This window comes from Pseudomonas sp. p106 (assembly GCF_003936645.1).
In the GTDB taxonomy this organism is placed as follows: Bacteria; Pseudomonadota; Gammaproteobacteria; order Pseudomonadales; family Pseudomonadaceae; genus Aquipseudomonas; species Aquipseudomonas putida_E.
In genome coordinates this window covers 30,177-51,195 of sequence record NZ_RHQR01000002.1, presented here as the reverse complement: position 1 = coordinate 51,195, position 21,019 = coordinate 30,177, and the positions used below count along the sequence as shown (strand labels likewise).

Annotated in this window: 16 protein-coding genes; 7 read left to right on the top strand and 9 right to left on the bottom strand. The window is 64.0% G+C overall.

Annotated elements, in window-relative coordinates; translation table 11 throughout:
• Positions 1 to 52: 52 nt before the first annotated feature.
• Positions 53 to 556 (bottom strand): plastocyanin/azurin family copper-binding protein, encoded by a 504-nt coding sequence (locus tag EGJ09_RS02825; RefSeq protein WP_125923179.1) that lies wholly within the window; start codon positions 554 to 556, stop codon positions 53 to 55.
• Between the two features lie 153 nt (positions 557 to 709).
• Here EGJ09_RS02825 and cinR point away from each other — a divergent pair, with 153 nt between their 5' ends.
• Both cinR and EGJ09_RS02815 read left to right on the top strand, forming a co-directional pair.
• Positions 710 to 1,390, top strand: a complete 681-nt coding sequence (cinR, locus tag EGJ09_RS02820; protein ID WP_125923178.1) for a two-component system response regulator CinR — start codon at positions 710 to 712, stop codon at positions 1,388 to 1,390.
• Positions 1,390 to 2,727, top strand: a complete 1,338-nt coding sequence (locus EGJ09_RS02815) for a heavy metal sensor histidine kinase (protein ID WP_177433141.1) — start codon at positions 1,390 to 1,392, stop codon at positions 2,725 to 2,727. The genes cinR and EGJ09_RS02815 overlap by 1 nt, the downstream gene beginning before the upstream one ends.
• Before the next feature lie 117 nt (positions 2,728 to 2,844).
• On the opposite strand, the gene EGJ09_RS02810 is transcribed toward EGJ09_RS02815, so the two are convergent.
• From EGJ09_RS02810 to EGJ09_RS02800, 3 genes are read right to left on the bottom strand one after another with little or no spacing between them, the layout of a single operon-like run.
• A complete protein-coding gene (locus EGJ09_RS02810; RefSeq protein WP_125923177.1) occupies positions 2,845 to 4,086 on the bottom strand; it encodes a lipoprotein-releasing ABC transporter permease subunit in 1,242 nt (413 codons plus the stop codon).
• 56 nt (positions 4,087 to 4,142) lie between these two features.
• Positions 4,143 to 4,826, bottom strand: coding sequence for a lipoprotein-releasing ABC transporter ATP-binding protein LolD (lolD, locus tag EGJ09_RS02805; RefSeq protein ID WP_172655298.1), 684 nt, complete (start codon positions 4,824 to 4,826; stop codon positions 4,143 to 4,145).
• A gap of 7 nt (positions 4,827 to 4,833) precedes the next feature.
• Positions 4,834 to 6,084, bottom strand: coding sequence for a lipoprotein-releasing ABC transporter permease subunit (locus EGJ09_RS02800; protein ID WP_115275402.1), 1,251 nt, complete (start codon positions 6,082 to 6,084; stop codon positions 4,834 to 4,836).
• Positions 6,085 to 6,177: 93 nt separating this feature from the next.
• Here EGJ09_RS02800 and EGJ09_RS02795 point away from each other — a divergent pair, with 93 nt between their 5' ends.
• Both EGJ09_RS02795 and EGJ09_RS02790 read left to right on the top strand, forming a co-directional pair.
• The gene (locus EGJ09_RS02795) at positions 6,178 to 6,762 is read left to right on the top strand and encodes a PilZ domain-containing protein (RefSeq protein ID WP_115275403.1); all 585 of its coding nucleotides are present in this window, start codon (positions 6,178 to 6,180) and stop codon (positions 6,760 to 6,762) included.
• 31 nt (positions 6,763 to 6,793) lie between these two features.
• Positions 6,794 to 7,510, top strand: coding sequence for a glycerophosphodiester phosphodiesterase (locus EGJ09_RS02790; RefSeq protein ID WP_046786451.1), 717 nt, complete (start codon positions 6,794 to 6,796; stop codon positions 7,508 to 7,510).
• A gap of 48 nt (positions 7,511 to 7,558) precedes the next feature.
• Here the strand turns inward: EGJ09_RS02790 and sthA are convergent, their stop codons facing one another.
• From sthA to EGJ09_RS02775, 3 genes are all read right to left on the bottom strand, one after another.
• The gene (sthA, locus tag EGJ09_RS02785; protein WP_012313573.1) at positions 7,559 to 8,953 is read right to left on the bottom strand and encodes a Si-specific NAD(P)(+) transhydrogenase; all 1,395 of its coding nucleotides are present in this window, start codon (positions 8,951 to 8,953) and stop codon (positions 7,559 to 7,561) included.
• Positions 8,954 to 9,157: 204 nt separating this feature from the next.
• On the bottom strand, positions 9,158 to 10,156 hold the full coding sequence (locus tag EGJ09_RS02780; protein ID WP_125923176.1) for an FAD:protein FMN transferase: 999 nt from the start codon (positions 10,154 to 10,156) through the stop codon (positions 9,158 to 9,160).
• Positions 10,157 to 10,380: 224 nt separating this feature from the next.
• The gene (locus tag EGJ09_RS02775; RefSeq protein WP_012313571.1) at positions 10,381 to 11,844 is read right to left on the bottom strand and encodes a glyceraldehyde-3-phosphate dehydrogenase; all 1,464 of its coding nucleotides are present in this window, start codon (positions 11,842 to 11,844) and stop codon (positions 10,381 to 10,383) included.
• A gap of 168 nt (positions 11,845 to 12,012) precedes the next feature.
• On the opposite strand from EGJ09_RS02775, the gene mfd reads away from it, so the two are divergent.
• Genes mfd through EGJ09_RS02760 form a run of 3 tightly spaced genes read left to right on the top strand, consistent with a single transcriptional unit; the run spans position 12,013 to position 19,372 of the window.
• Positions 12,013 to 15,462, top strand: a complete 3,450-nt coding sequence (mfd, locus tag EGJ09_RS02770; protein WP_125923175.1) for a transcription-repair coupling factor — start codon at positions 12,013 to 12,015, stop codon at positions 15,460 to 15,462.
• A 9-nt stretch (positions 15,463 to 15,471) separates the two neighbouring features.
• Positions 15,472 to 16,044, top strand: a complete 573-nt coding sequence (locus EGJ09_RS02765; protein WP_125923174.1) for a CsiV family protein — start codon at positions 15,472 to 15,474, stop codon at positions 16,042 to 16,044.
• A gap of 1 nt (position 16,045) precedes the next feature.
• The gene (locus tag EGJ09_RS02760) at positions 16,046 to 19,372 is read left to right on the top strand and encodes a DEAD/DEAH box helicase (protein ID WP_125923173.1); all 3,327 of its coding nucleotides are present in this window, start codon (positions 16,046 to 16,048) and stop codon (positions 19,370 to 19,372) included.
• Positions 19,373 to 19,460: 88 nt separating this feature from the next.
• Here EGJ09_RS02760 and nagZ read toward each other — a convergent pair whose 3' ends face one another.
• Positions 19,461 to 20,459 (bottom strand): beta-N-acetylhexosaminidase, encoded by a 999-nt coding sequence (gene nagZ, locus EGJ09_RS02755; protein ID WP_172655271.1) that lies wholly within the window; start codon positions 20,457 to 20,459, stop codon positions 19,461 to 19,463.
• Between the two features lie 25 nt (positions 20,460 to 20,484).
• Positions 20,485 to 21,006: a L,D-transpeptidase gene (locus EGJ09_RS02750; protein WP_125923172.1), complete on the bottom strand. Its 522-nt coding sequence runs from the start codon at positions 21,004 to 21,006 to the stop codon at positions 20,485 to 20,487.
• Positions 21,007 to 21,019: the final 13 nt, after the last annotated feature.

The following is a 21,019-nucleotide window of genomic DNA, read 5'->3' as shown; positions in this document are numbered from 1 at the left end:
GTTCGGAAATACCCTTAGTCTACCGGTTTTACATCCCGCCTTGGAGCGCCAGTCACTCGATGGTCAATGGCCCGACCATGCCAGCCTGGTAGTGCCCAGGTACGTTGCAGGCGAATTCGATGGGCGCCGACTGGCGGAAGGTCCAGGTCAGCTCGGCGCGCTGGCCGGGCTGCAACAGCACCGTATTGCCAGCATCATGGCCATGGGCACCGTGGTCCATCTGGCCATGGCCCATACCCTCGTGGCTCATGCCGGCGGTGAACAGCTTGCCTTGCATGGCGATCATTTCTTTCTGGTGCTGGGCGTGCATGGCCTTGTCACCCAGGTTGAACTCATGGGGCAGCTTGCCTTCGTTGATCAGGACAAACCGTACGGTCTCGCCCGCCTTGACCTGCAGGTTCCCGGGCTCGAAGGCGATGTCCTTGAGCACGACCTCGACAGTGCGCGTGGCGTTGGCCGCCGGGGCCGGCTCGCCGAAAGCGAAACTTTTGCCGGTGCCCGCCAGGGTGGGCAGGCTCAACAGGGCAAGCGCAACGGCGACGAACAGGTGCTTCATGATGACTCCAGTACTTGCAGCGGATATGAGGCCACTTTAGAAAGGGCTGACTGGCAGCTACCTGACGGCAAGATTACAACTTTGTCAGCTTGGGTGGAGGCCGGGATAGTCACGTATCATTTCAGCCATTACAGCGCCCACTCTGGACACCGCATGAAACTGCTGATCGTCGAAGACCAGGCCCGCACCGGCCAGTACCTGAGCCAAGGCCTCAGCGAGGCCGGCTTCGCCACTGAGCTGGTCGCTGATGGCGAAACCGGCCAGCACCTGGCCCTGAGCGGCGATCACGACCTGCTGATCCTTGATGTGATGCTCCCAGGCCGCGACGGCTGGCAGATCCTCCAGGCGGTGCGCCAGGCCGGCCTGGACACGCCGGTACTGTTCCTCACTGCTCGCGATGCAGTGGAGGACCGCGTGCGCGGCCTGGAATTGGGTGCCGACGATTACCTGGTCAAGCCTTTCGCCTTTTCCGAACTGCTGGCCCGGGTGCGCAGCCTGCTACGCCGCGGTGCCAGCCCCAGCCAAGAGACGCAGCTGGCCTTGGCCGACCTGCGCCTGGACTTGTTCCGCCGCCGGGCAGAGCGTGCAGGCCAACGCATCGACCTGACCGCCAAGGAGTTCGCCCTGCTTGAATTGCTGCTGCGCCGCCAAGGCGAAGTGTTGCCCAAATCGTTGATCGCCTCGCAGGTTTGGGACATGAATTTCGACAGCGACACCAACGTCATCGAGGTCGCCATCCGCCGCCTGCGCCTGAAAATCGACGACCCGCACCGCAACAAGCTGATTCACACCGTGCGCGGCATGGGCTATGTGCTCGAGGAGCGCCACGCCTGATGCGCAGGCTTTCCCTTGGCAGCCGCCTGGCCCTGTTGTTCGCCGCGTGTACCGCTGCCGTTTCGCTGGGGGCGGGGCTGCTGTTCAACCGCGCCAGCGAGCAACATTTCGTCGAGCTGGACCAGCAACTGCTCGAATCACGCGTGTCGCTTTTACGCACCCGGCTTTGCGGCCTGCAACGCCCTGCCGACCTGCAAGCACAGCTGGCAGCCCTGCGCAACGAGCTCAGCCACCAGGCCGACCTGGCCTTGCGCATCAATGGCAGCGATGGCAGCCCTTGGTACGCCAGCCGCTCCGCGCTGCCAGACGCGCCGGCCGGCCCAGGACTGGCAACGGTGCATGCCGACGGTGTCGATTACCGCAGCCTGGCCGTGCAACTGAACGACAGCGCCCGACTGACGCTGTTTCTCGACATCACCCATCACCAGCACTTTCTGCAGGGCATGCAGCGGCTCATCTGGCTCACCGTCGGCCTGTCCGCGCTGGCCACGGCACTGCTCGGCGCCTGGGCCGCGCGCCGCGGGCTAAAGCCGTTACGGCAGATGGGCCAGGTGGCCGCCAGCGTGTCGGCGCGCTCGCTGACCACCCGCCTGCCGGTGGCGCAGCTGCCGGAAGAGCTGGCGGAACTGGGCAGCACCGTCAACGCCATGCTGCAGCGCCTGGATGACGCCTTCCAGCGCCTGTCGGCGTTCTCGGCCGATATCGCCCACGAGCTGCGCACGCCGCTGTCAAACCTGCTGACCCACACCCAGGTCACCCTCACCCGCCCCCGTAGCCTCGAGGAATACCGCGAAGCACTGCACGGCAACCTTGAGGAGCTGCAGTGGATGGCACAGATGATCAACGACATGCTTTTCCTGGCCAAGGCCGACCATGGGCTGCTGGCACCAGGGCAGGCGATGCTGGCGTTGCATGAAGAGGTGGACGCGCTGCTGGAGTATTACGCTCCCCTCGCCGAGGACAACGAAGTGCAGCTGCTGCGTGAGGGTGAGGCGACGTTGAAGGGCGACCGGCATATGCTGCGCCGGGCACTGTCCAACCTGCTCGACAATGCACTGCGGTTTACGCCGGCAGGCGGGCAAATACGCGTGACGCTGGAGCCTGGGGGGAAAGTTTGCGTGGCCAATACCGGCATGCCGATCGAAGCTGCTTCATTGCCTAGGCTGTTTGACCGGTTTTATCGGGTGGACCCGGCGCGGCGCGAGGGCAGTAGCGAACATGCGGGGCTGGGCCTGGCAATCACCCGGTCGATCATCCAGGCCCATGGCGGGAGCATCCGGGCACAGTGCAAGGACGGCTGGACGCGGTTTGTAATCGAGTTCAGCGAGCCGCTTTAGATCGCGTGGGCTGATTTGCAGCCCCTTCGCGACACAAGGCCGCTCACAAAGCTGACGTGATCGCGGTAGGAGCGGCCTTGTGTCGCGAAAGGGGCGCAAAGCGCCCCCACAGTGCAATCAACCAGCCAACCCGATCGCCGGCTGCACCTGCGAAGCGCGGTATGCCGGGTAGATGGTCGCCAGGAAGCTCATCACCAGTCCGGCGGTGCAGATGATCGCCACATCACCCCACTGCAGCTCGGACGGCAAACTGCTGATGAAGTACACATCCGAGGTAAAGATGTGCTGCCCGCTCACCCGCTCCAGCCAGCCGACGATCTGGCTGACATTGAACGCAGCAATCACCCCGAGCACGCCACCGATCAATGTGCCGACGATACCGATCAGGCTGCCCTGGACCATGAAGGTGCCCATGATCTGTGCCGGGGTGGCGCCCAGGGTACGCAGGATGGCGATGTCCGGCCCCTTGTCGTTCACCACCATCACCAGGGTGGCGATGATGTTGAACGCCGCCACGGCGATGATCATCATCAGCAGCAGGCCGATCATGGTCTTTTCCATCTTCATGGCACTGAACAGGCTGCCCTGGGTGTGCGACCAGTCATCGGCGCGGTAGGCATCGCCCAGGCTGGCAGCAATGGCCTTGGACACCTGCGGTGCGGCATACAGGTCGTGCAGTTTCAGGCGCACGCCCTGCACCTGGCCTGGCGCCCAGCGCTGCATCTCGCCGGCATCGGCCACGTGCATGTAAGCCTGCGAACCGTCCAGCTCGGCACCCACCTTGAAGATGCCGACCACCGTCAGGCGCTGCATGCGCGGGGTGATGCCGCCCGGCTCCTTGCTGATTTCCGGCACGATCAGGGTCAGTTTGTCGCCGGTATTGAGGCGGAACCGGCGCGCAGTCAGCTCGCCGATCACCACCCCATACTCACCCGGTTGCAGGGCCTGCAGGCGCCCCTGCACGATGTGCTGGCCGACGATCGAGACCTTGCCCTCTTCGGCCGGGTCGATACCGCTGACCTGGATGGGCTGCATCGCACCTTTGTAGGAGAGCATGCCCTCCATCTCGGTGATCGGCGCAGCGGCCATCACTGCCGGGTTCTGCAGTGCCGCATCGGCAGCCTTGCGCCAGTCGTCCAGCGGCTGCACACCGAGGATGCTGGCGTGTGGCACCAGGCCGAGGATGCGCGAGCTCATTTCGCGCTGGAAGCCATTCATCACCGACAGCACCACGATCATCGCCAGCACACCCAGGGACAGGCCGATCATCGAAGTCATCGAGATGAATGAGATGAAATGGTTGCGGCGCTTGGCACGGGTGTAGCGCGCACCGATGAACAAGGGCAAGGGTCTGAACATGTAAAACACCCACTGAAAAAGTTGCGGGGCGGCTCAGGCCACCCCGTGCAAGCGGCTCAGATCGCCACCAGATGACCGTCGTCGAGTTTCAGCACGCGGTCCATCTGGCGCGCCAGGTTGAGGTCGTGGGTCACCACCAGGAATGCCGTGCGCGATGCGCTGGACAGTTCCTGCATCAATTCCTGGATGCCTTGGGCGGTGTGGTGGTCGAGGTTGCCGGTCGGCTCATCGAGCATCACCAGGCCCGGCCGGTTTACCAGCGCCCGGGCAATGGCCACCCGCTGACGCTCACCACCGGACAGCTCGGCCGGCTTGTGGTGCAGGCGGTGGCCCAGGCCGACACGCTTGAGCAGTGCCTCGGCGCGCTCCCGCGCCTCGGGGATCGCGGTGCGGCCGATCAGCAGCGGCATGCACACGTTCTCCATGGCGGTGAACTCGGGCAGCAGGTGGTGGAACTGATAGACAAAGCCCAGCTCGCGATTGCGCAGCAGGCCGCGGGCGCGCTCGCCAAGCGCCGACAGCTCTTCGCCGGCCAGCCAGACGCTGCCCTGGGTCGGCCGATCGAGGCCGCCCAGCAGGTTGAGCAAGGTGCTCTTGCCCGAACCCGAACTGCCGACAATGGCCACCCGCTCCCCGGCGTGCAGTTCGAGGTTGAGCCCGGCCAACACTTGTACCGACTCCGGCCCCTCGTCGTAGGACTTGCCAAGGTTGCGGCAACTCAGAACGGCTTTATCACTCATGCGCGAATCACTCATAACGTAGCGCCTCTGCAGGCTGGGTGCGGGCCGCACGCCAGGCCGGGTACAGGGTGGCGAAGAAACTCAGGACCAGCGCCGCACCGCAGACCATGTACACGTCCTGGGCCTGGATCTGCGAGGGCAGGTAATCGATGAAATACACGTCAGCGTTGAGGAACTTGTGCCCGATCAGTTTCTCGATGCCGGCGATCGCCGCGCTGACGTTGAGCGCAGCGAGGATACCGACCACTGCACCGATCAGGGTGCCAATCACCCCGATCACCGTACCCTGGACCATGAAAATGGCCATGATCTGCCCGGGCGTGGCGCCCAGGGTACGGAGGATGGCGATGTCACCGCGCTTGTCGTTGACCACCATCACCAGGGTGGAAATGATGTTGAACGCCGCCACCGCAACGATCAGCAACAGCAGCAGGCCGATCATGGCTTTTTCCATGCGGATCGCCTGGTACAGGTTGCCGTGGGTACGGGTCCAGTCGCGGCTGTAGTACTCCTGCTCACCCAAATGCTGGGCGATGCTCCAGGCCACGCGTGGTGCCTGGAACAGGTCGTCGAACTTCAGGCGCAGGCCCTGCACCTGGTCCGGCTTCCAGCGGTGCAGGCGTGACAGGTCAGCGATGTTGGTCAGGCCCAGGTAACCGTCGATCTCGCCGGCACCGACGTGGAAGGTGCCGACCACGGTGAAGCGCTTCATGCGCGGGAACATGCCGGCCGGCGTCACGCTGACCTCAGGGGCGACGAAGGTCAGCTTGTCGCCGATGGCCACCCCTAGCTTGGCGGCCGCCTTGTCACCGATCATGATGCCCCACTCGCCCGGCGCCAGCTGGTCGAGGCGCCCTTGCTGAATGAAGTTGTCGATGATCGACACCTCACGCTCGCGGCCTGGGTCGATACCGTTGAGCAACACCTTCTGCACCTTGCCATCATGGGTCAGCAGGCCCTGCATCTGGGTATAGGGCGCAACGGCCAGCACCTGCGGATTCTGCTTTACTTGTTGGGCAAGGGCAGGCCAGTCGTTGATCGGCTGGCCGCTCTCGAGCGTGGCGTGAGGGACCATGCCCAGCACGCGGGTACGCATCTCGTGGTCGAAACCGTTCATTACCGAGAGCACCACGATCATCACTACCACGCCCAGGGCGAGGCCGATCATCGAGGTCAGGGAAATGAACGAGACGAAGTGATTACGGCGCTTGGCACGGGTGTAGCGCGTACCAATGAATGCGAAAAGAGGTCTGAACATGTCGGGGCTTGTTCGGATGAAAGGGAACGTCCTTGTGGCGAGGCGCCTGCGGCGGCTTTACACTCGGACCACCGCCGCTACCATGGGTTCGCCATGACGACATTAGACGAAGAAGATCGCCGCGAATACTACCGCATCGAAGATCGGATCGCACTGGAAATCAGCCCCCTGAGCGCGGCCGAAGCCCTTGAGCCAGAACTGTTGCAGGATGATTCACCACTGTTCAACCTGCTCAGCGAGCTGCACCTGTCCGACTTCGAGTCCCAGCACCTGTTGCGTCAGCTAAGCGAAAAGGACCGCACCCTGGCGGCGTTCCTGCGGGCGCAGAACAAGCGCCTGGACCTGCTCAGCGCGGTGGTCGCGCAAACCCTGATCGGCGAGATCGGCCAGCCCCAGCGGGTGATCATCTCCGAAGGCGGCATCGAATTCGCACAAGCCCAGCAAATCGCCCCGGGCACCCGGGTCAAAGTGAAGATGGTGTTGATGCCCCGCGCCCACGGCCTGCTGCTGCGCGGCAAGGTTACCCACTGCGACCCGCGTGCCGATGGCAGCTTCGAACTTGGCACCGAATTCACCGACATGACCGATGCCCAGCGCCAGTTGCTGGCCCGCTACATCCTGCAGCGCCAACAGCAGCAACGGCGCCAGCAGCTGGAACAGGGCGACCCTGCCTCCTGAGCCTTTTCATTTTTGACCTGAAGGAACGAACGTGACCCTCATCTATGGCCACCGCGGCGCCAAGGGCGAAGCGCCCGAGAACACTCTGCACAGCTTCCGTCAGTGCCTGTCCCACGGCGTGACCCGCTGCGAACTGGACCTGCACCTGTCGGCCGACAATGAGCTGATGGTCATCCACGACCCTACCCTCAAGCGCACAACAGGCCGGCGCGGCAAGGTGGTCGAACACCCGGCAGCCGACCTGGTTACCTACGACGCACGCAAGGGCGGCCCGGGCCATGTGCAGCCCTGCCCTATCCCACGGCTGGAAGAACTGTTCGAAAAATGCCCCTTCGAGCACTGGCAACTGGAGGTCAAGAGCGCCTCGCGGACCCGTGCCGCCACCACGGTGCTGGCGATTCGGGAACTGGCACAGCAGTACGGCCTGCTGGACAAGGTGACCATCACCTCAAGCTCGCGGGAAGTACTGGGTGCTGCGCTGGAACTGGTGCCTGACGTGAAGCGCGGCCTGGTCGCCGAGTACGCCTGGCTCGACCCGCTGAAGGTCGCGCAGAACTATGGCTGCGATCTGCTGGCCTTGAACTGGACATTGTGCACTCCCGAGCGCCTGCTCAAAGCACAGGGCCAGGGTTTGCATGTGTCGGTGTGGACGGTCAACGAGCCGGCACTGATGCGCCGGCTCGCTGATTTTGGCGTGGACAGCCTGATTACAGACTTTCCCGGTTTGGCCAAGACCACCCTCGGGTAGGGCTGAAATCGGTCTCCCCGACCGGCTCAGGCCACCGGCCGGAGCCGCTCAAAAAAGCCGGTTCAGGCCGTCATAGGCAGCTACCCGATAGGCTTCGGCCATGGTCGGGTAGTTGAACGTGGTGTTGACGAAGTACTTCAGGTTATTCAGTTCGCCCGGCTGGTTCATCACCGCCTGGCCGATGTGGACGATTTCCGAAGCCTGGTAGCCGAAGCAGTGCACGCCGAGGATTTCCAGGGTCTCGCGGTGGAACAGGATCTTCAGCATGCCTTGTGGCTCGCCGGCGATCTGTGCACGCGCCATGCTCTTGAAGAATGCCTTGCCCACTTCGTACGGCACCTTGGCCTGGGTCAGCTCCTGCTCGTTCTTGCCGATCGAGCTGATCTCCGGAATGGTGTAGATGCCGGTCGGCACGTCGTTGACGAAACGCCAGCTGCCGTTGTCGACGATACTGCCTGCCGCCGAGCGGCCCTGGTCATGGGCGGCACTGGCCAGGCTCGGCCAGCCGATCACGTCACCGGCACCATAGATATTCGGCACGCTGGTGCGGTAGGCCTCGTCGACTTCGATCTGGCCACGGCTGTTGACCTTGATGCCGATGTTCTCAAGGCCCAGCTTGTCGGTATTGCCGGTGCGGCCGTTGCACCACAGCAAGGCGTCGGCCTTGATCTTCTTGCCAGACTTCAGGTGCAGGATCACACCATTGTCCAGGCCCTCGACCCGCTCGTAGTCTTCGTTGTGGCGCACGGTGATGTTGTTGTTGCTGAAGTGGTAGCTCAGCGCCTGGGAAATTTCCGAATCCAGGAAGCTCAGCAACTGGCCGCGGTTGTCGACCAGTTCGACCAGCACGCCCAGGCCACTGAAGATCGAGGCGTATTCGCAGCCAATTACGCCGGCGCCGTAAACGATCAGTTTGCGCGGGGTGTGGCTGAGGCTCAGGATGGTGTCACTGTCATAGACACGCGGGTGATGGAAGTCGATGTCGGCCGGGCGATACGGACGCGAGCCGGTGGCGATGATGATGTGCTTGGCGTTGAGCTTTTCCACCACGCCATTGGGGCAGACCACTTCGACGGTCTGCTCATCGGCGAAGCTGCCGGTACCGAAGAACAGGTCGACGCGGTTGCGGGCGTAGTAGCCGGTACGCGAAGCGACCTGCTTGGAAATCACCTTCTCGGCGCTCTTGAGCACGTCCGGGAAGGAGAACCAGCGCGGCTCACCGATGGCTCGGAACATCGGGTTGGTGTTGAACTGCATGATCTGCCGCACCGAGTGACGCAGTGCCTTGGACGGGATGGTGCCCAGGTGGGTGCAGTTGCCACCGACCTGGCGACGGCTGTCGACCATCGCCACCTTGCGCCCTGCTTTGGCGGCGTTCATTGCCGCACCTTCTCCGGCCGGGCCGGAACCCAACACCACTACGTCGTAGTTGTAGACAGCCATGCGTACTCCTTCAGAACTGGCCCGCTGGCCACGGTCGCCGCGGGACTCGATCATGCCGCCGGGGCGCCATGAGAAAATTCGGGTGCAGTCTAATCAAGCGTGAACGCCGCGCACATTAACCCTTGGTCGCGTCGTAGGCCAATTTTGCCTGCACTACATGTGCATCCACCGATTCCCTGGCAGCTACCGTCCCTGCTTGCGCTTTCACTTGCCTGTGAGCGCCCGCTCGAAAGCAGGCGTAGCTCGGGAGACGAAGCCACCCTCTGCCCGAGTCACCAATACCGCCGCCAGGTCATGAGCGATGGCAAAATCCCAGCCGCGCTCAGGCCCGAGGATCAGCAACAGGGTCGAGTAGCCGTCGGCCTGCAGCGCCGAGGCATCGAGCACGGTGACGGCAGCCAGGTCATGATCGACCGGGCGCCCGAGGCGGGCATCGAAGGTGTGCGAATAGCGCCGGCCATTCTGCTCGAAATAGTGCCGATAGTCACCCGAGGTCGATACACCCAGGCCATTGACCGGTATTACCTGGCGGGCGATCTGACGGTCTTCGCGGGGCAATTCCAGGGCGATGCGCCATGGGCTGCCATCGGGTTTGCCGCCCACCGCCTTGAGCTCGCCGGTAACTTCGGCAATGAAGCTGGCGATACCCATGGCACGCAGGCGTGCAGCAATCAGGTCCAGGGCGTGGCCAGCGGCGATGCTGTTGAAGTCCAGTTGCACCGGGGCGTCCTTGCACAATGCCTGGCCCTCGATGCGCAAGTGCTGGTAGCCCACACGCAGGCGGGCATTGGCCAGCGCCTGCGGTTCTGGCACCTGCTCATGGCGGGCCTGGGGGCCGAAACCCCAGAGGTCGAGCAGCGGCTCGACAGTGAGGTCAAAGGCACCATCGCTCTGTTCGGCCAAGTGCTGGCCGAAGGTGACCAGTTCGAGCATGTCTGACGGCAAGGCCAGGCACTGGTTGCCGGGGAGCTGATTGAACTGGCTCACCGCAGAGTCGCCGCGGTAGGTCGAGTAGTGCTGATCTATGCCCTGCAGGATCGTTTCCACCGCCGCCTGTACCTGGACAGGCGCCGGCCCGCCTGGCTCGCGGACGTACTGGATGCTGTAGCTGCTACCCATGGCAGGGCCACCGAGGCGCTCCAGGGTGGGGCCTTGGTTACAGGCGGTCAGCAGCATGAGGATGAACAGGAGGGCTGTGCGCAAAAGTTGAGTTCTCGGTTGCCAGCACCGGCGCGACCTTGTAGGAGCGGCCTTGTGTCGCGCAAGGGCTGCGCAGCAGCCCCACCAATTTGTGTTGCTCAGCTGAGACCTGGGGCCGCTTTGCGGTCCTTTCGCGACACAAGGCCGCTCCTACAAATTGCTGGCCGGTGCAGCCATAAAAAACGGGAACCCGAAGGTTCCCGTTTTTTCATTGCCTTACAAGCGAATTAGCGTGGAAACGCTGGCGGGTTCACACCGGCCATGTCTTCCATCACGCGAACCACCTGGCAGCTGTAACCGAATTCGTTGTCGTACCAGACGTACAGGACAACGCGGTTGTCGTTCGCGATGGTCGCTTCGGCGTCAACCACACCCGCGTGGCGCGAGCCTACGAAGTCGGTGGAAACCACCTCCTGCGAGCTGACGTAATCGATCTGCTTGTGCAGCTCCGAGTGCATGGCGGTCTGGCGCAGGTACTCGTTGATTTCTTCGCGGTTGGTGGCCTTTTCCAGGTTCAGGTTCAGGATGGCCATCGACACGTTCGGCGTCGGTACGCGAATGGCGTTGCCGGTCAGCTTGCCCTTGAGCACCGGCAGCGCCTTGGCGGCAGCAGTGGCAGCACCGGTTTCGGTGATGACCATGTTCAGCGGCGCGGCGCGACCACGACGGCTGCCCTTGTGGAAGTTGTCGATCAGGTTCTGGTCGTTGGTGAACGAGTGAACGGTTTCGACGTGACCATTGACGATGCCGTACTGGTCGTTGATGGCCTTGAGCACCGGCACGATGGCGTTGGTGGTGCACGAAGCTGCCGAGATGATCTTGTCCTCGGCGGTGATGTCACCGTGGTTGATGCCGTGCACGATGTTCTTCAGCGCGCCCTTGCCAGGTGCGGTGAGGATCACGCGGGCAGCGCCCGGGCAGGCCAGGTGCTGGCCCAGGCCGTCGGCATCACGCCATACGCCGGTGTTGTCGACGATCAGGGCGTTGTCGATGCCGTACTGGGTGTAGTCGACTTCGCTCGGGCTCTTGGCGTAGATGATCTGGATCAGGTTGCCGTTGGCAGTGATGGTGTTGTTGGCTTCGTCGATGGTGATGGTGCCATCGAACGGGCCGTGCACCGAGTCACGGCGCAGCAGGCTGGCGCGCTTGACCAGGTCGTTTTCGGCACCCTTGCGCACAACGATTGCACGCAGGCGCAGGCCGTCGCCACCACCGGTCTTCTCGATCAGGATGCGCGCCAGCAGGCGGCCGATGCGGCCGAAACCGTACAGGACAACGTCGGTGCCCTTGCGCGCCGAAGCGTTCTGCTGGCCAACCACGTCGGCCAGTTCTTCACGCACGAACTGCTCGGCGGTCTTGCCGTTGCCTTCCTGCTTGAACTTGTTGGCCAGCTTGCCCAGGTCGACCGAAGCGGCGCCCAGTTTCAGCTCGCTCATGGCTTTGAGCAGGGGGAATGTCTCGTGGACGGACAGTTCGGTTTCGTCGGTCTGACGGTGACGCGCAAAGCGGTGGGCCTTGAGGATCGAGATAACCGAACGGTTGATCAGGCTGCGGCCATAGATCGAGCTCACCACGTTGTTGTTGCGGTAGAGCTGACCGATAAGCGGGATCATCGCTTCAGCCAGAGCTTCACGATCGATCCACTCACCAAGACACTGGTCGGGCTTCTGAGTCACGGGAACCTTCCACATGTAGGGGGAGAAAAAAGGGGCTACATTATGACGCCCCAACGCGTAACCGGCAATGAGCGCCTGTCGTGGGAGCCAAAGCCCGTGCTCATGCCCTTTCCGAGCCTGACAGCACGCACCGGCACCGGTACAATCGGTCTCTTTGCCGCAACGCTTGGAGTGCAATCTCCCGTGTCAGTTCTGCGCCTACCGCAAATGTCGGCCACGGCCGGCAAACAAACCTGGGGCAACCTGCCCGGTGCCGCCCTCAGCCTTGCCATCGCCGAGGCCGCCAGCAGTGCTGGCCGCTTCACCCTGCTGCTGACCGCCGACAGCCAGGCTGCCGACCGTCTGGAGCAGGAGCTGCGCTTCTTCGCCCCCGGCCTTCCGGTGCTGCCGTTCCCAGACTGGGAAACCCTGCCCTACGACCTGTTCTCGCCACACCAGGACATCATTTCCCAGCGCATCGCCAGTCTCTACCGGCTGCCGGAGTTGAGCCACGGCATCCTCGTGGTGCCGATCACCACGGCCCTGCACCGCCTGGCCCCCACGCGCTTCCTGCTCGGCAGCAGCCTGGTGCTGGACGTCGGCCAGACCATCGATGTAGAGCAGATGCGCTCACGCCTGGAGGCCACTGGCTACCGCTGCGTCGACACGGTCTACGAACATGGCGAGTTCGCCGTACGCGGCGCGCTGATCGACCTGTTCCCGATGGGCAGCAAGCTGCCCTACCGCATCGACCTGTTCGACGACGAGATCGAGACCCTGCGCACCTTCGACCCGGAGACCCAGCGCTCGATCGACAAGGTCGACTCGATCCGCCTGCTGCCGGCACGCGAATTCCCCATGCAGAAAGAGGAAGTGACGCGCTTCAAGGCACGCTTCCGCGAGCGTTTCGATGTCGACTTCCGCCGCAGCGCGATCTTCCAAGACCTGGCCAGCGGCATCATCCCCGCCGGCATCGAGTACTACCTGCCGCTGTTCTTCGAAGAAACCTCGACCCTGTTCGACTACCTGCCAAGCGACACCCAGGTGTTCTCGCTGCCGGGCGTCGAGCAGGCTGCCGAGCACTTCTGGAACGACGTGCGCGGGCGCTACGAAGACCGCCGCGGCGACTTGAGCCGCCCATTGCTGCCGCCTTCTGAACTGTTCCTGCCGGTGGAAGACTGCTTCGCCCAGCTCAAGCAGTGGCCGCGCGTGGTGGTCAGTGCCGATGATGTCGAGCCTGGTACCGGCCGTGAGCGCTTCCCCGCCTGCACCCTGCCCAACCTGGCCATCGAAGCCAAGGCCAACCAGCCGCTGGCGGCATTGTCCGACTTCCTCGACCAGTTCAGCGGCCGGGTGTTGTTCACCGCCGAATCGGCGGGCCGTCGCGAGGTGCTGCTGGAGCTGCTCGAGCGCCTCAAGCTGAGGCCGCAGACAGTCGAGGGCTGGGCTGACTTCATCACCGGCAGCCAGCGCCTTGCGATCACCATCGCCCCGCTGGACGAAGGCCTGCTGCTCGAAGACCCTGCCATCGCCCTGGTCGCCGAAAGCCCGCTGTTCGGCCAGCGCGTGATGCAGCGCCGGCGCCGCGACAAGCGCGGCGAGGCCGCCAATGATGCAGTGATCAAGAACCTTACCGAGCTGCGCGAAGGCGCCCCGGTGGTGCACATCGACCATGGCGTGGGCCGCTACCTGGGCCTGGCCACGCTGGAGATCGACGGCCAGGCCGCCGAGTTCCTGACCCTGGAGTACGCCGAGGGCGCCAAGCTCTACGTCCCAGTGGCCAACCTGCACCTGATTGCCCGCTACACCGGCAGCGATGACGCCCTGGCGCCGTTGCACCGGCTGGGCTCGGAAGCCTGGCAGAAGGCCAAGCGCAAAGCCGCCGAACAGGTCCGCGACGTGGCCGCCGAGCTGCTCGACATCTACGCCCGCCGCGCCGCCCGCAAAGGGTACGCCTTCGCCGACCCGGCCGCCGACTATGCCACCTTCAGCGCAGGTTTCCCTTTCGAGGAAACCCCCGACCAGCAGAATGCCATCGAAGCGGTACGCGCCGACATGCTCGCCGCCAAGCCGATGGACCGCCTGGTGTGCGGCGACGTCGGCTTCGGCAAGACCGAGGTCGCCATGCGCGCAGCCTTCATCGCCGTGCACAGCGGCCGCCAGGTAGCGGTGCTGGTGCCTACCACCCTGCTTGCACAGCAGCACTACAACAGCTTCCGCGACCGCTTCGCAGACTGGCCGGTGACGGTCGAGGTGATGAGCCGTTTCAAATCGGCCAAGGAAGTGGCCAGCGCTGCAGCGGACCTGGCCGAAGGCAAGATCGACATCCTGATCGGCACGCACAAGCTGCTGCAGGACGATGTGCGCTTCAAGGACCTGGGTTTGGTGGTGATCGACGAAGAGCACCGCTTTGGCGTACGCCAGAAGGAACAGCTCAAGGCCCTGCGCAGCGAGGTGGACATCCTCACCCTGACCGCGACACCGATTCCGCGAACGCTGAACATGGCCGTAGCCGGCATGCGCGACCTGTCCATCATCGCCACGCCGCCGGCCCGGCGCCTGTCGGTGCGCACCTTCGTCATGGAGCACAACAACAGCACGGTGAAAGAAGCGCTGCTGCGTGAACTGCTGCGCGGCGGCCAGGTGTACTACCTGCACAACGATGTGAAAACCATCGAAAAATGCGCCGCCGACCTTGCCGAACTGGTCCCCGAAGCGCGTATCGGCATCGGCCATGGGCAGATGCGCGAGCGCGAGCTGGAACAGGTGATGAGCGACTTCTACCACAAGCGCTTCAACGTGCTGATCGCCTCGACCATCATCGAGACCGGCATCGACGTGCCCAGCGCCAACACCATCGTCATCGAGCGCGCCGACAAGTTCGGCCTGGCCCAGTTGCACCAGTTGCGTGGCCGGGTCGGCCGCAGCCACCACCAGGCCTACGCCTACCTGCTGACACCGGCGCGGCAAAAAGTGAGCGCCGACGCCGAGAAACGCCTGGAAGCCATTGCCAACACCCAGGACCTGGGCGCCGGCTTCGTGCTGGCCACCAACGACCTGGAAATCCGCGGCGCCGGCGAGCTGCTGGGCGAAGGCCAGAGCGGGCAGATCCAGGCCGTGGGCTTTACCCTTTACATGGAAATGCTCGAACGGGCGGTCAAGGCCATTCGCAAGGGCACCCAGCCGAACCTGGAACAGCCGCTGGGCGGCGGCCCGGAAGTCAACCTGCGCCTGCCGGCACTGATCCCCGAGGACTACCTGCCCGACGTGCATGCGCGGCTTATCCTCTACAAGCGCATCGCCTCGGCGGCTGACGAAGAGGGCCTCAAGGACCTGCAGGTGGAGATGATCGACCGCTTCGGCCTGCTGCCCGAGCCGACCAAGAACCTGATGCGCCTGACCCAGCTCAAGCTGCAGGCGGAAAAGCTCGGCATCAAGAAAGTCGATGCCGGCCCGAACGGCGGCAAGCTCGAGTTCGAGGCCGAAACCCCAGTCGACCCGCTGACCCTGATCAAGCTGATCCAGGGCCAACCCAAACGCTACAAGTTCGAAGGCGCAACGCAGTTCCGCTTCCTGGTACCGATGGAACGGCCCGACGAACGCTTCAACACTCTGGAGGCGCTGTTCGAGCGCCTGACCCCACAGACAGCCTAAGGAAGATCCATGCGTGCCATCCGTTGCCTGACCTTGTTGCTTGCGCTGTTCGCGCCGGCCGCCTTCGCTGAAGGTCTTTATCAGGTGGAAATGATCCTTGTGCGGCAGAACAGCGTGCCGGCCTTCACCAGCCCGTACGCCCCTGAAGACTGGAGCGCCGGCGCCCTGCGCCTGGAAAAGAGCGCCGAACGCCCACTGGCGCTGGAAGATGAAGCCACCCGCCTGCAAGCCACGGCCGACTACACCGTGCTGCTGCACAAGGCCTGGCAGCAGCATGTCGGCAGCACGCCAAGCCGCATCGCCCTGGGTGATGGCCAGGAGCAGTTCGGCCACTTCCCGATCGAAGGCAACCTGAGCATCACCGAAGGGCGCTTCATTGCCGTGGAGGCCAATTTCTGGGTCAACCAGCTCGACAGCAACGGCAATGTGCTCAAGAGCGAGCAGTTCAAACAGAGCAACAGCACCATCAAGGGCGGCCAGCTGACCTTCCTCGATGGCGGCCACCTGGCGGTGCTGCTGAAGGTCACCCCGCCAGGTACACGGAAGATGCCGGTGATGGACCCGGAGATGATGGAGCAGTGATGTGACTGAGGGCGACGCACGGCAACTGCTCAGAGCCCATCCGGACTGGGTCGATTTTATCGACGCGGGCGCACTGGCCCGAGGCCGTAAATATGCAGCGCAGGAACGAACGCGAATCCTTTCGCTGCAGGGCCATTCCATCGAGGCGAGGTGCGAGGGCTCGGCGGGCCAGATTTACCATCAGGATATCAAGCTGGTGTTGAATTACGGCGACCTGCGCGTCTTTGGGAGCTGCTCCTGCCCGGTAGGATTGAATTGCAAGCACTGCGTCGCTGCGTTGCTGCAACTGGAACTGGAAGGTGGAAACCTTGAGGCAGCCGCAACTCAGGAGCAAGCCGCGCTGTCGCTGCCGCCCGACCTGAACCTGTGGGTGCAGGGGCTCGAATCGCCCTCCAAGGCTGCAGCCAGTAGCGAACCGGCACGCAAAGGTCCGGCCATCTACTACCGCATTCACAGCGATAGCGAACACTTTCAGCTCGAGCCAATCAAGGGCACGCTACAAACCGACGGTACGCTGAAAATCGGCCGCATCACCTCAATGCCGGAGATGATCTACTACACCCCCCGTTACGTTACGGAAGATGACGCTCGGCTGTTGCGCCTGATCGATGCCCGCAGCAAAACGCTGACACCCGTGGCGCAACTGGAAGGCAAGCAAGGGGCGGAGCTTTTGAGCTACGCCTTGGCGACCGGGCGCCTGCTGTATGAAGACGACCCCACGCCTTTGCATGCCGGGCCGCAACTGCATGCCGAGTTCCGCTGGGTCAGGCTGGACAACGGCAGCTACAGGGGCGCCTGGCACCATGACCAGCACCTGCAGCTGCAGGTACTGCCCACCGAGCCTTTGCACTACATCGACCGGCATTCGCATCAGGCCGGCGAGCTGCAGCATGATCTCGACCCCTTCATCGCCAGCCAGCTGGCACGCGCGCCAACCGTACCTGAACACCTGGTAGTACCTTTGAGTCATCGACTGAACGCCTTGAACCGGCAAGTCCCGACCCCCACCGCCGTGGTCACCGAGCAGATCGAAAACGTCCAGCCCAAGGGCCGGCTGACCCTTGGCAGTCTCGAATTCAGCGCCTACATGCCTAAGACCGGGCGTATGCAGCGCCAGATGCAACACCGCGCCGCCCTTTCCTTCGACTACGATGGGCTGCGCGCCAGTGGCAGCGACGACAAGCCATTGACCCGACTGGTGGATACCACCAGCCAGCGCATCCGCCGCCAGCCCCCGGCCGAGCAGGCACTGCGCAAGGCACTGCGCGAACTGGGTTTCAAGCCCGCCACCCGGCAAAGCAAGGCGCTGCCAGACAGCGCGGGCGAGATGCTTCAGCTGCCCGACGACGAAGCCTGGCTACGCTTCGCCCGCGACGGCCTGCCGCGCCTGCGCGAGGCAGGCTGGGAAGTCGACATCCACCGCGACTTCGCCTTCAACCTGCATGAGGTGGACGACTGGTACGCCAGCATCGAGGAAGCACCAGGCCATGAATGGTTCGACCTGGAGCTGGGCATCTTCGTCGAAGGCCAGCGCCATAGCCTGCTGCCCATCGTGCTGCAGCTGCTGCGCAGCAACCCCGAGTTGCTGCGGCCCAGCGAGCTGGCCCGGCGCAGCGACGACGAACACCTGCTGATCGACCTCAACCGCGGCCGGCTGGACGCCCCCGCGCTGCGCGTCGCCCTGCCCTACGGGCGAATCAAGTCGGTCATGGGCACCCTGGGTGAACTGTACCTGCACGAGGACAACGTCGGCCCCACCCTGCGCATGGACCGCGCCGACGCGGCACGCCTGAACGACATCGAACATTTGCCCCTGCACTGGGAAGGTGGCGCCCATGTGCGCGACCTGGGCCGGCGCCTGCGCGATGCACGCGACCTGCAGGTCGCGCCGCCCGCAGCGCTCAACGCAACCCTGCGCCCCTATCAGCAGCAGGGCCTGAACTGGTTGCAGGCCCTGCGCGAAATGGGCACCGGCGGCATCCTTGGCGACGACATGGGCCTGGGCAAGACCTTGCAGGCCCTGGCCCACCTGCTGCTGGAAAAGCAGAACAGGCGCCTCGCCCACCCTGCCCTGGCAGTGATGCCGACCAGCCTGGTGCCAAACTGGCTCGACGAAGCCCAACGCTTCGCCCCCGACCTGCGCGTCCTGGCCCTGCACGGCCCCGGCCGCAGCAAGCATTTCGCCAAGCTGCACGAATACGACCTGGTACTGACCACCTACGCCCTGGTGCCGCGCGACCTCGAGCACCTGCGCGCGCAGCAGTGGAGCGTACTGGTGCTGGACGAGGCGCAGAACATCAAGAGCAGCACCAGCAAGGCCGCCCAGGCTGTCTGCGAGCTGCAGGCCAACCAGCGTCTGTGCCTGACCGGCACGCCAATGGAAAACAACCTGGGCGAGCTGTGGTCGATCTTCCACTTTCTCATGCCCGGCTGGCTGGGCGAGCTCAAACGCTTCAATCAGGATTACCGTACGCCTATCGAACGCCATGGCGACGCGGAACGTCTGGCGCACCTGGTCACCCGCATCCGCCCGTTCCTGCTGCGCCGCACCAAGGAGCAGGTAGCGACCGAATTGCCTCCCAAGACCGAAATGGTCCATTGGGTCGAGCTCAGCGACGCCCAGCGTGATACCTACGAGGCCGTACGCGTGGCGATGGACAAGAAAGTGCGCGACGAAATCGCGCGCAATGGCGCGGCACGCAGCCAGATCGTGATCCTCGATGCCCTGCTCAAGCTGCGCCAGGTATGTTGCGATTTACGCCTGGTCAAAGGGGTCGAGACCAAGGGCAATCAGGCTGACAAGGGCAAGCTCGGCGCGCTGCTGGACATGCTCGAAGAACTGCTCAGCGAAGGGCGCCGGGTGCTGTTGTTCTCGCAGTTCACCTCGATGCTGGCACTGATCGAACAAGAGCTGGAAAAGCGCAAGATCCGCTACAGCCTGCTCACCGGCGACACCCGTGACCGGCGCACACCGGTGCAACAGTTCCAGCAGGGCGAGAGCGAAGTGTTTCTGATCAGCCTCAAGGCCGGCGGCGTGGGGCTGAACCTGACGGCTGCCGACACCGTGATTCACTTCGACCCGTGGTGGAACCCGGCCAGCGAGAACCAGGCCACCGACCGCGCGTACCGCATCGGCCAGGACAAGCCGGTGTTCGTGTTCAAGCTGATCACGCGCGGTACCGTTGAAGAGAAGATTCAGCAGCTGCAGCAGGAAAAAGCAGCGCTGGCAGCAAGCTTGCTCGACGGGGCAGAGGCTGGGCAGTGGCGTCTGGGGGATGAGGAAATCGAAGCGTTGTTTGCTCCGCTACCCGGAAAGCGGGCGCGCTAGCAGTCAGTCCCGGCTACTTCGCTGGCAAGCCCCCACAGGACTTTCACTGCCTTGGACAGCAGCGAGATACCTGTGGGGGCCGGCACAGTCAATCGACCAATTGCGCCTCGCGCAACGCCCCTAGCGCCTCCAGCCAACGAGGCTGCTGGCGATAATCGGTCCGCGCAAAACCCTGCCCGCGCATGCGTGCAATCCGCGGCGATGGCTTTACCTTCAGCCGCTGCGCCGCGCTCAAAGCCAGCTCTGCTGCCGCCCGGTCATTGCACACCAGGCCCATGTCACAACCCGCACTCAGCGCCGCCTCGATCCGATTGGCCGCATCGCCGACCACATGCGCACCGGCCATCGACAGGTCGTCACTGAAGATCACCCCGTCAAAGCCCAGTTCGCCGCGCAGGATGTCCTGCAACCAACGACGCGAGAACCCGGCCGGCTGGTTGTCTACCTGCGGATAGATGACATGCGCCGGCATCACTGCCGCCAGCTGCCCGCTGAGGCGGGAGAACGGCACCAGATCTGCCTGGCGCAGTTGCTCGAGGCTGCGCTCGTCCGTCGGAATGGCCACGTGGGAGTCCGCCTCCGCCCAGCCATGCCCCGGGAAATGCTTGCCACAGGCGGCCATGCCCGCTGCATTCATCCCGCGGATGAAGGCGCCGGCCAGCTGCGTGGCACGTTGCGGGTCGCCTTCGAACGCGCGGCTGCCGACCACAGCGCTACGCTGGTGATCCAGGTCGAGCACAGGGGCGAAGCTCAGGTCCAGGCCAACCGCCAGCACCTCAGTGGCCATCAACCAACCGCACTGCTCGGCGAGGTACTCGGCATTGGCGTTATCGGCGATCGCGCGCATGGCTGGCAGGCGCACGAAGCCCTGACGCAAACGCTGCACACGCCCACCTTCCTGGTCGACGGCCAGAATCAGATCGGGACGAATGGCGCGAATGGACGCGCACAGTTCACGCACCTGGCGCGGGCTGTCGATGTTGCGGGCAAAGATGATCAGGCCAGCCACTTCCGGCTGGCGCAGGAGCTGGCGGTCTTCGGCGGTCAGCCATTTACCGGCGATATCCACCATCAGGGAGCCTTGCAGGCTGACGGTCATAGGCAATCCTTCATTACAGACTTAAAGAAGCCCACTGGGGGCATGCGGCCTCCTCGATACGCACCGGGCAATGCGCCGGTACGCGCTCGAACAGGCCAAGCAGATCGGTGTTGCGCAGGCGAATGCAGCCATGGGACAGCGGCATGCCCAAGGGTTCCGTGTCGGGCGTGCCATGCAGATAGATATAGCGGCGGAACGTGTCCACGGCGCCCAGACGGTTGACCCCGGCCTCGCAACCGCTGAGCCAGAGGATGCGGGTAAGCACCCAGTCACGCCCGGGATGCTGTGCGTGCAACGCCGGCGACCAGACCTCACCGGTCCAGCGCCGGCCACGCAGCACGGCATTGAGCGGCAAGCCCGCCCCGATCCTCGCTCGCACCTGGTGCAGGCCGCGTGGCGTGCAGCCGGAGCCATTGCGCTCACCGGCGCCATTGCGTGCGGTCGACACCGCCAGGCGCACGCACAACTGCCCATTGGCAAAGCCATAGAGGCGCTGGTCAGCGAGGGAAATGTGCAGGAGATCGAGGTCGGGCATGGGCGCTAGCTTA

Coding starts and splice junctions, on each gene's coding strand:
- EGJ09_RS02825 (WP_125923179.1), bottom strand. CDS start 556: ATGAAGCACCTGTTCGTCGCCGTTGCGCTTGCCCTGTTGAGCCTGCCC.
- cinR (WP_125923178.1), top strand. CDS start 710: ATGAAACTGCTGATCGTCGAAGACCAGGCCCGCACCGGCCAGTACCTG.
- EGJ09_RS02815 (WP_177433141.1), top strand. CDS start 1,390: ATGCGCAGGCTTTCCCTTGGCAGCCGCCTGGCCCTGTTGTTCGCCGCG.
- EGJ09_RS02810 (WP_125923177.1), bottom strand. CDS start 4,086: ATGTTCAGACCCTTGCCCTTGTTCATCGGTGCGCGCTACACCCGTGCC.
- lolD (WP_172655298.1), bottom strand. CDS start 4,826: ATGAGTGATAAAGCCGTTCTGAGTTGCCGCAACCTTGGCAAGTCCTAC.
- EGJ09_RS02800 (WP_115275402.1), bottom strand. CDS start 6,084: ATGTTCAGACCTCTTTTCGCATTCATTGGTACGCGCTACACCCGTGCC.
- EGJ09_RS02795 (WP_115275403.1), top strand. CDS start 6,178: ATGACGACATTAGACGAAGAAGATCGCCGCGAATACTACCGCATCGAA.
- sthA (WP_012313573.1), bottom strand. CDS start 8,953: ATGGCTGTCTACAACTACGACGTAGTGGTGTTGGGTTCCGGCCCGGCC.
- EGJ09_RS02775 (WP_012313571.1), bottom strand. CDS start 11,844: ATGTGGAAGGTTCCCGTGACTCAGAAGCCCGACCAGTGTCTTGGTGAG.
- EGJ09_RS02765 (WP_125923174.1), top strand. CDS start 15,472: ATGCGTGCCATCCGTTGCCTGACCTTGTTGCTTGCGCTGTTCGCGCCG.
- EGJ09_RS02750 (WP_125923172.1), bottom strand. CDS start 21,006: ATGCCCGACCTCGATCTCCTGCACATTTCCCTCGCTGACCAGCGCCTC.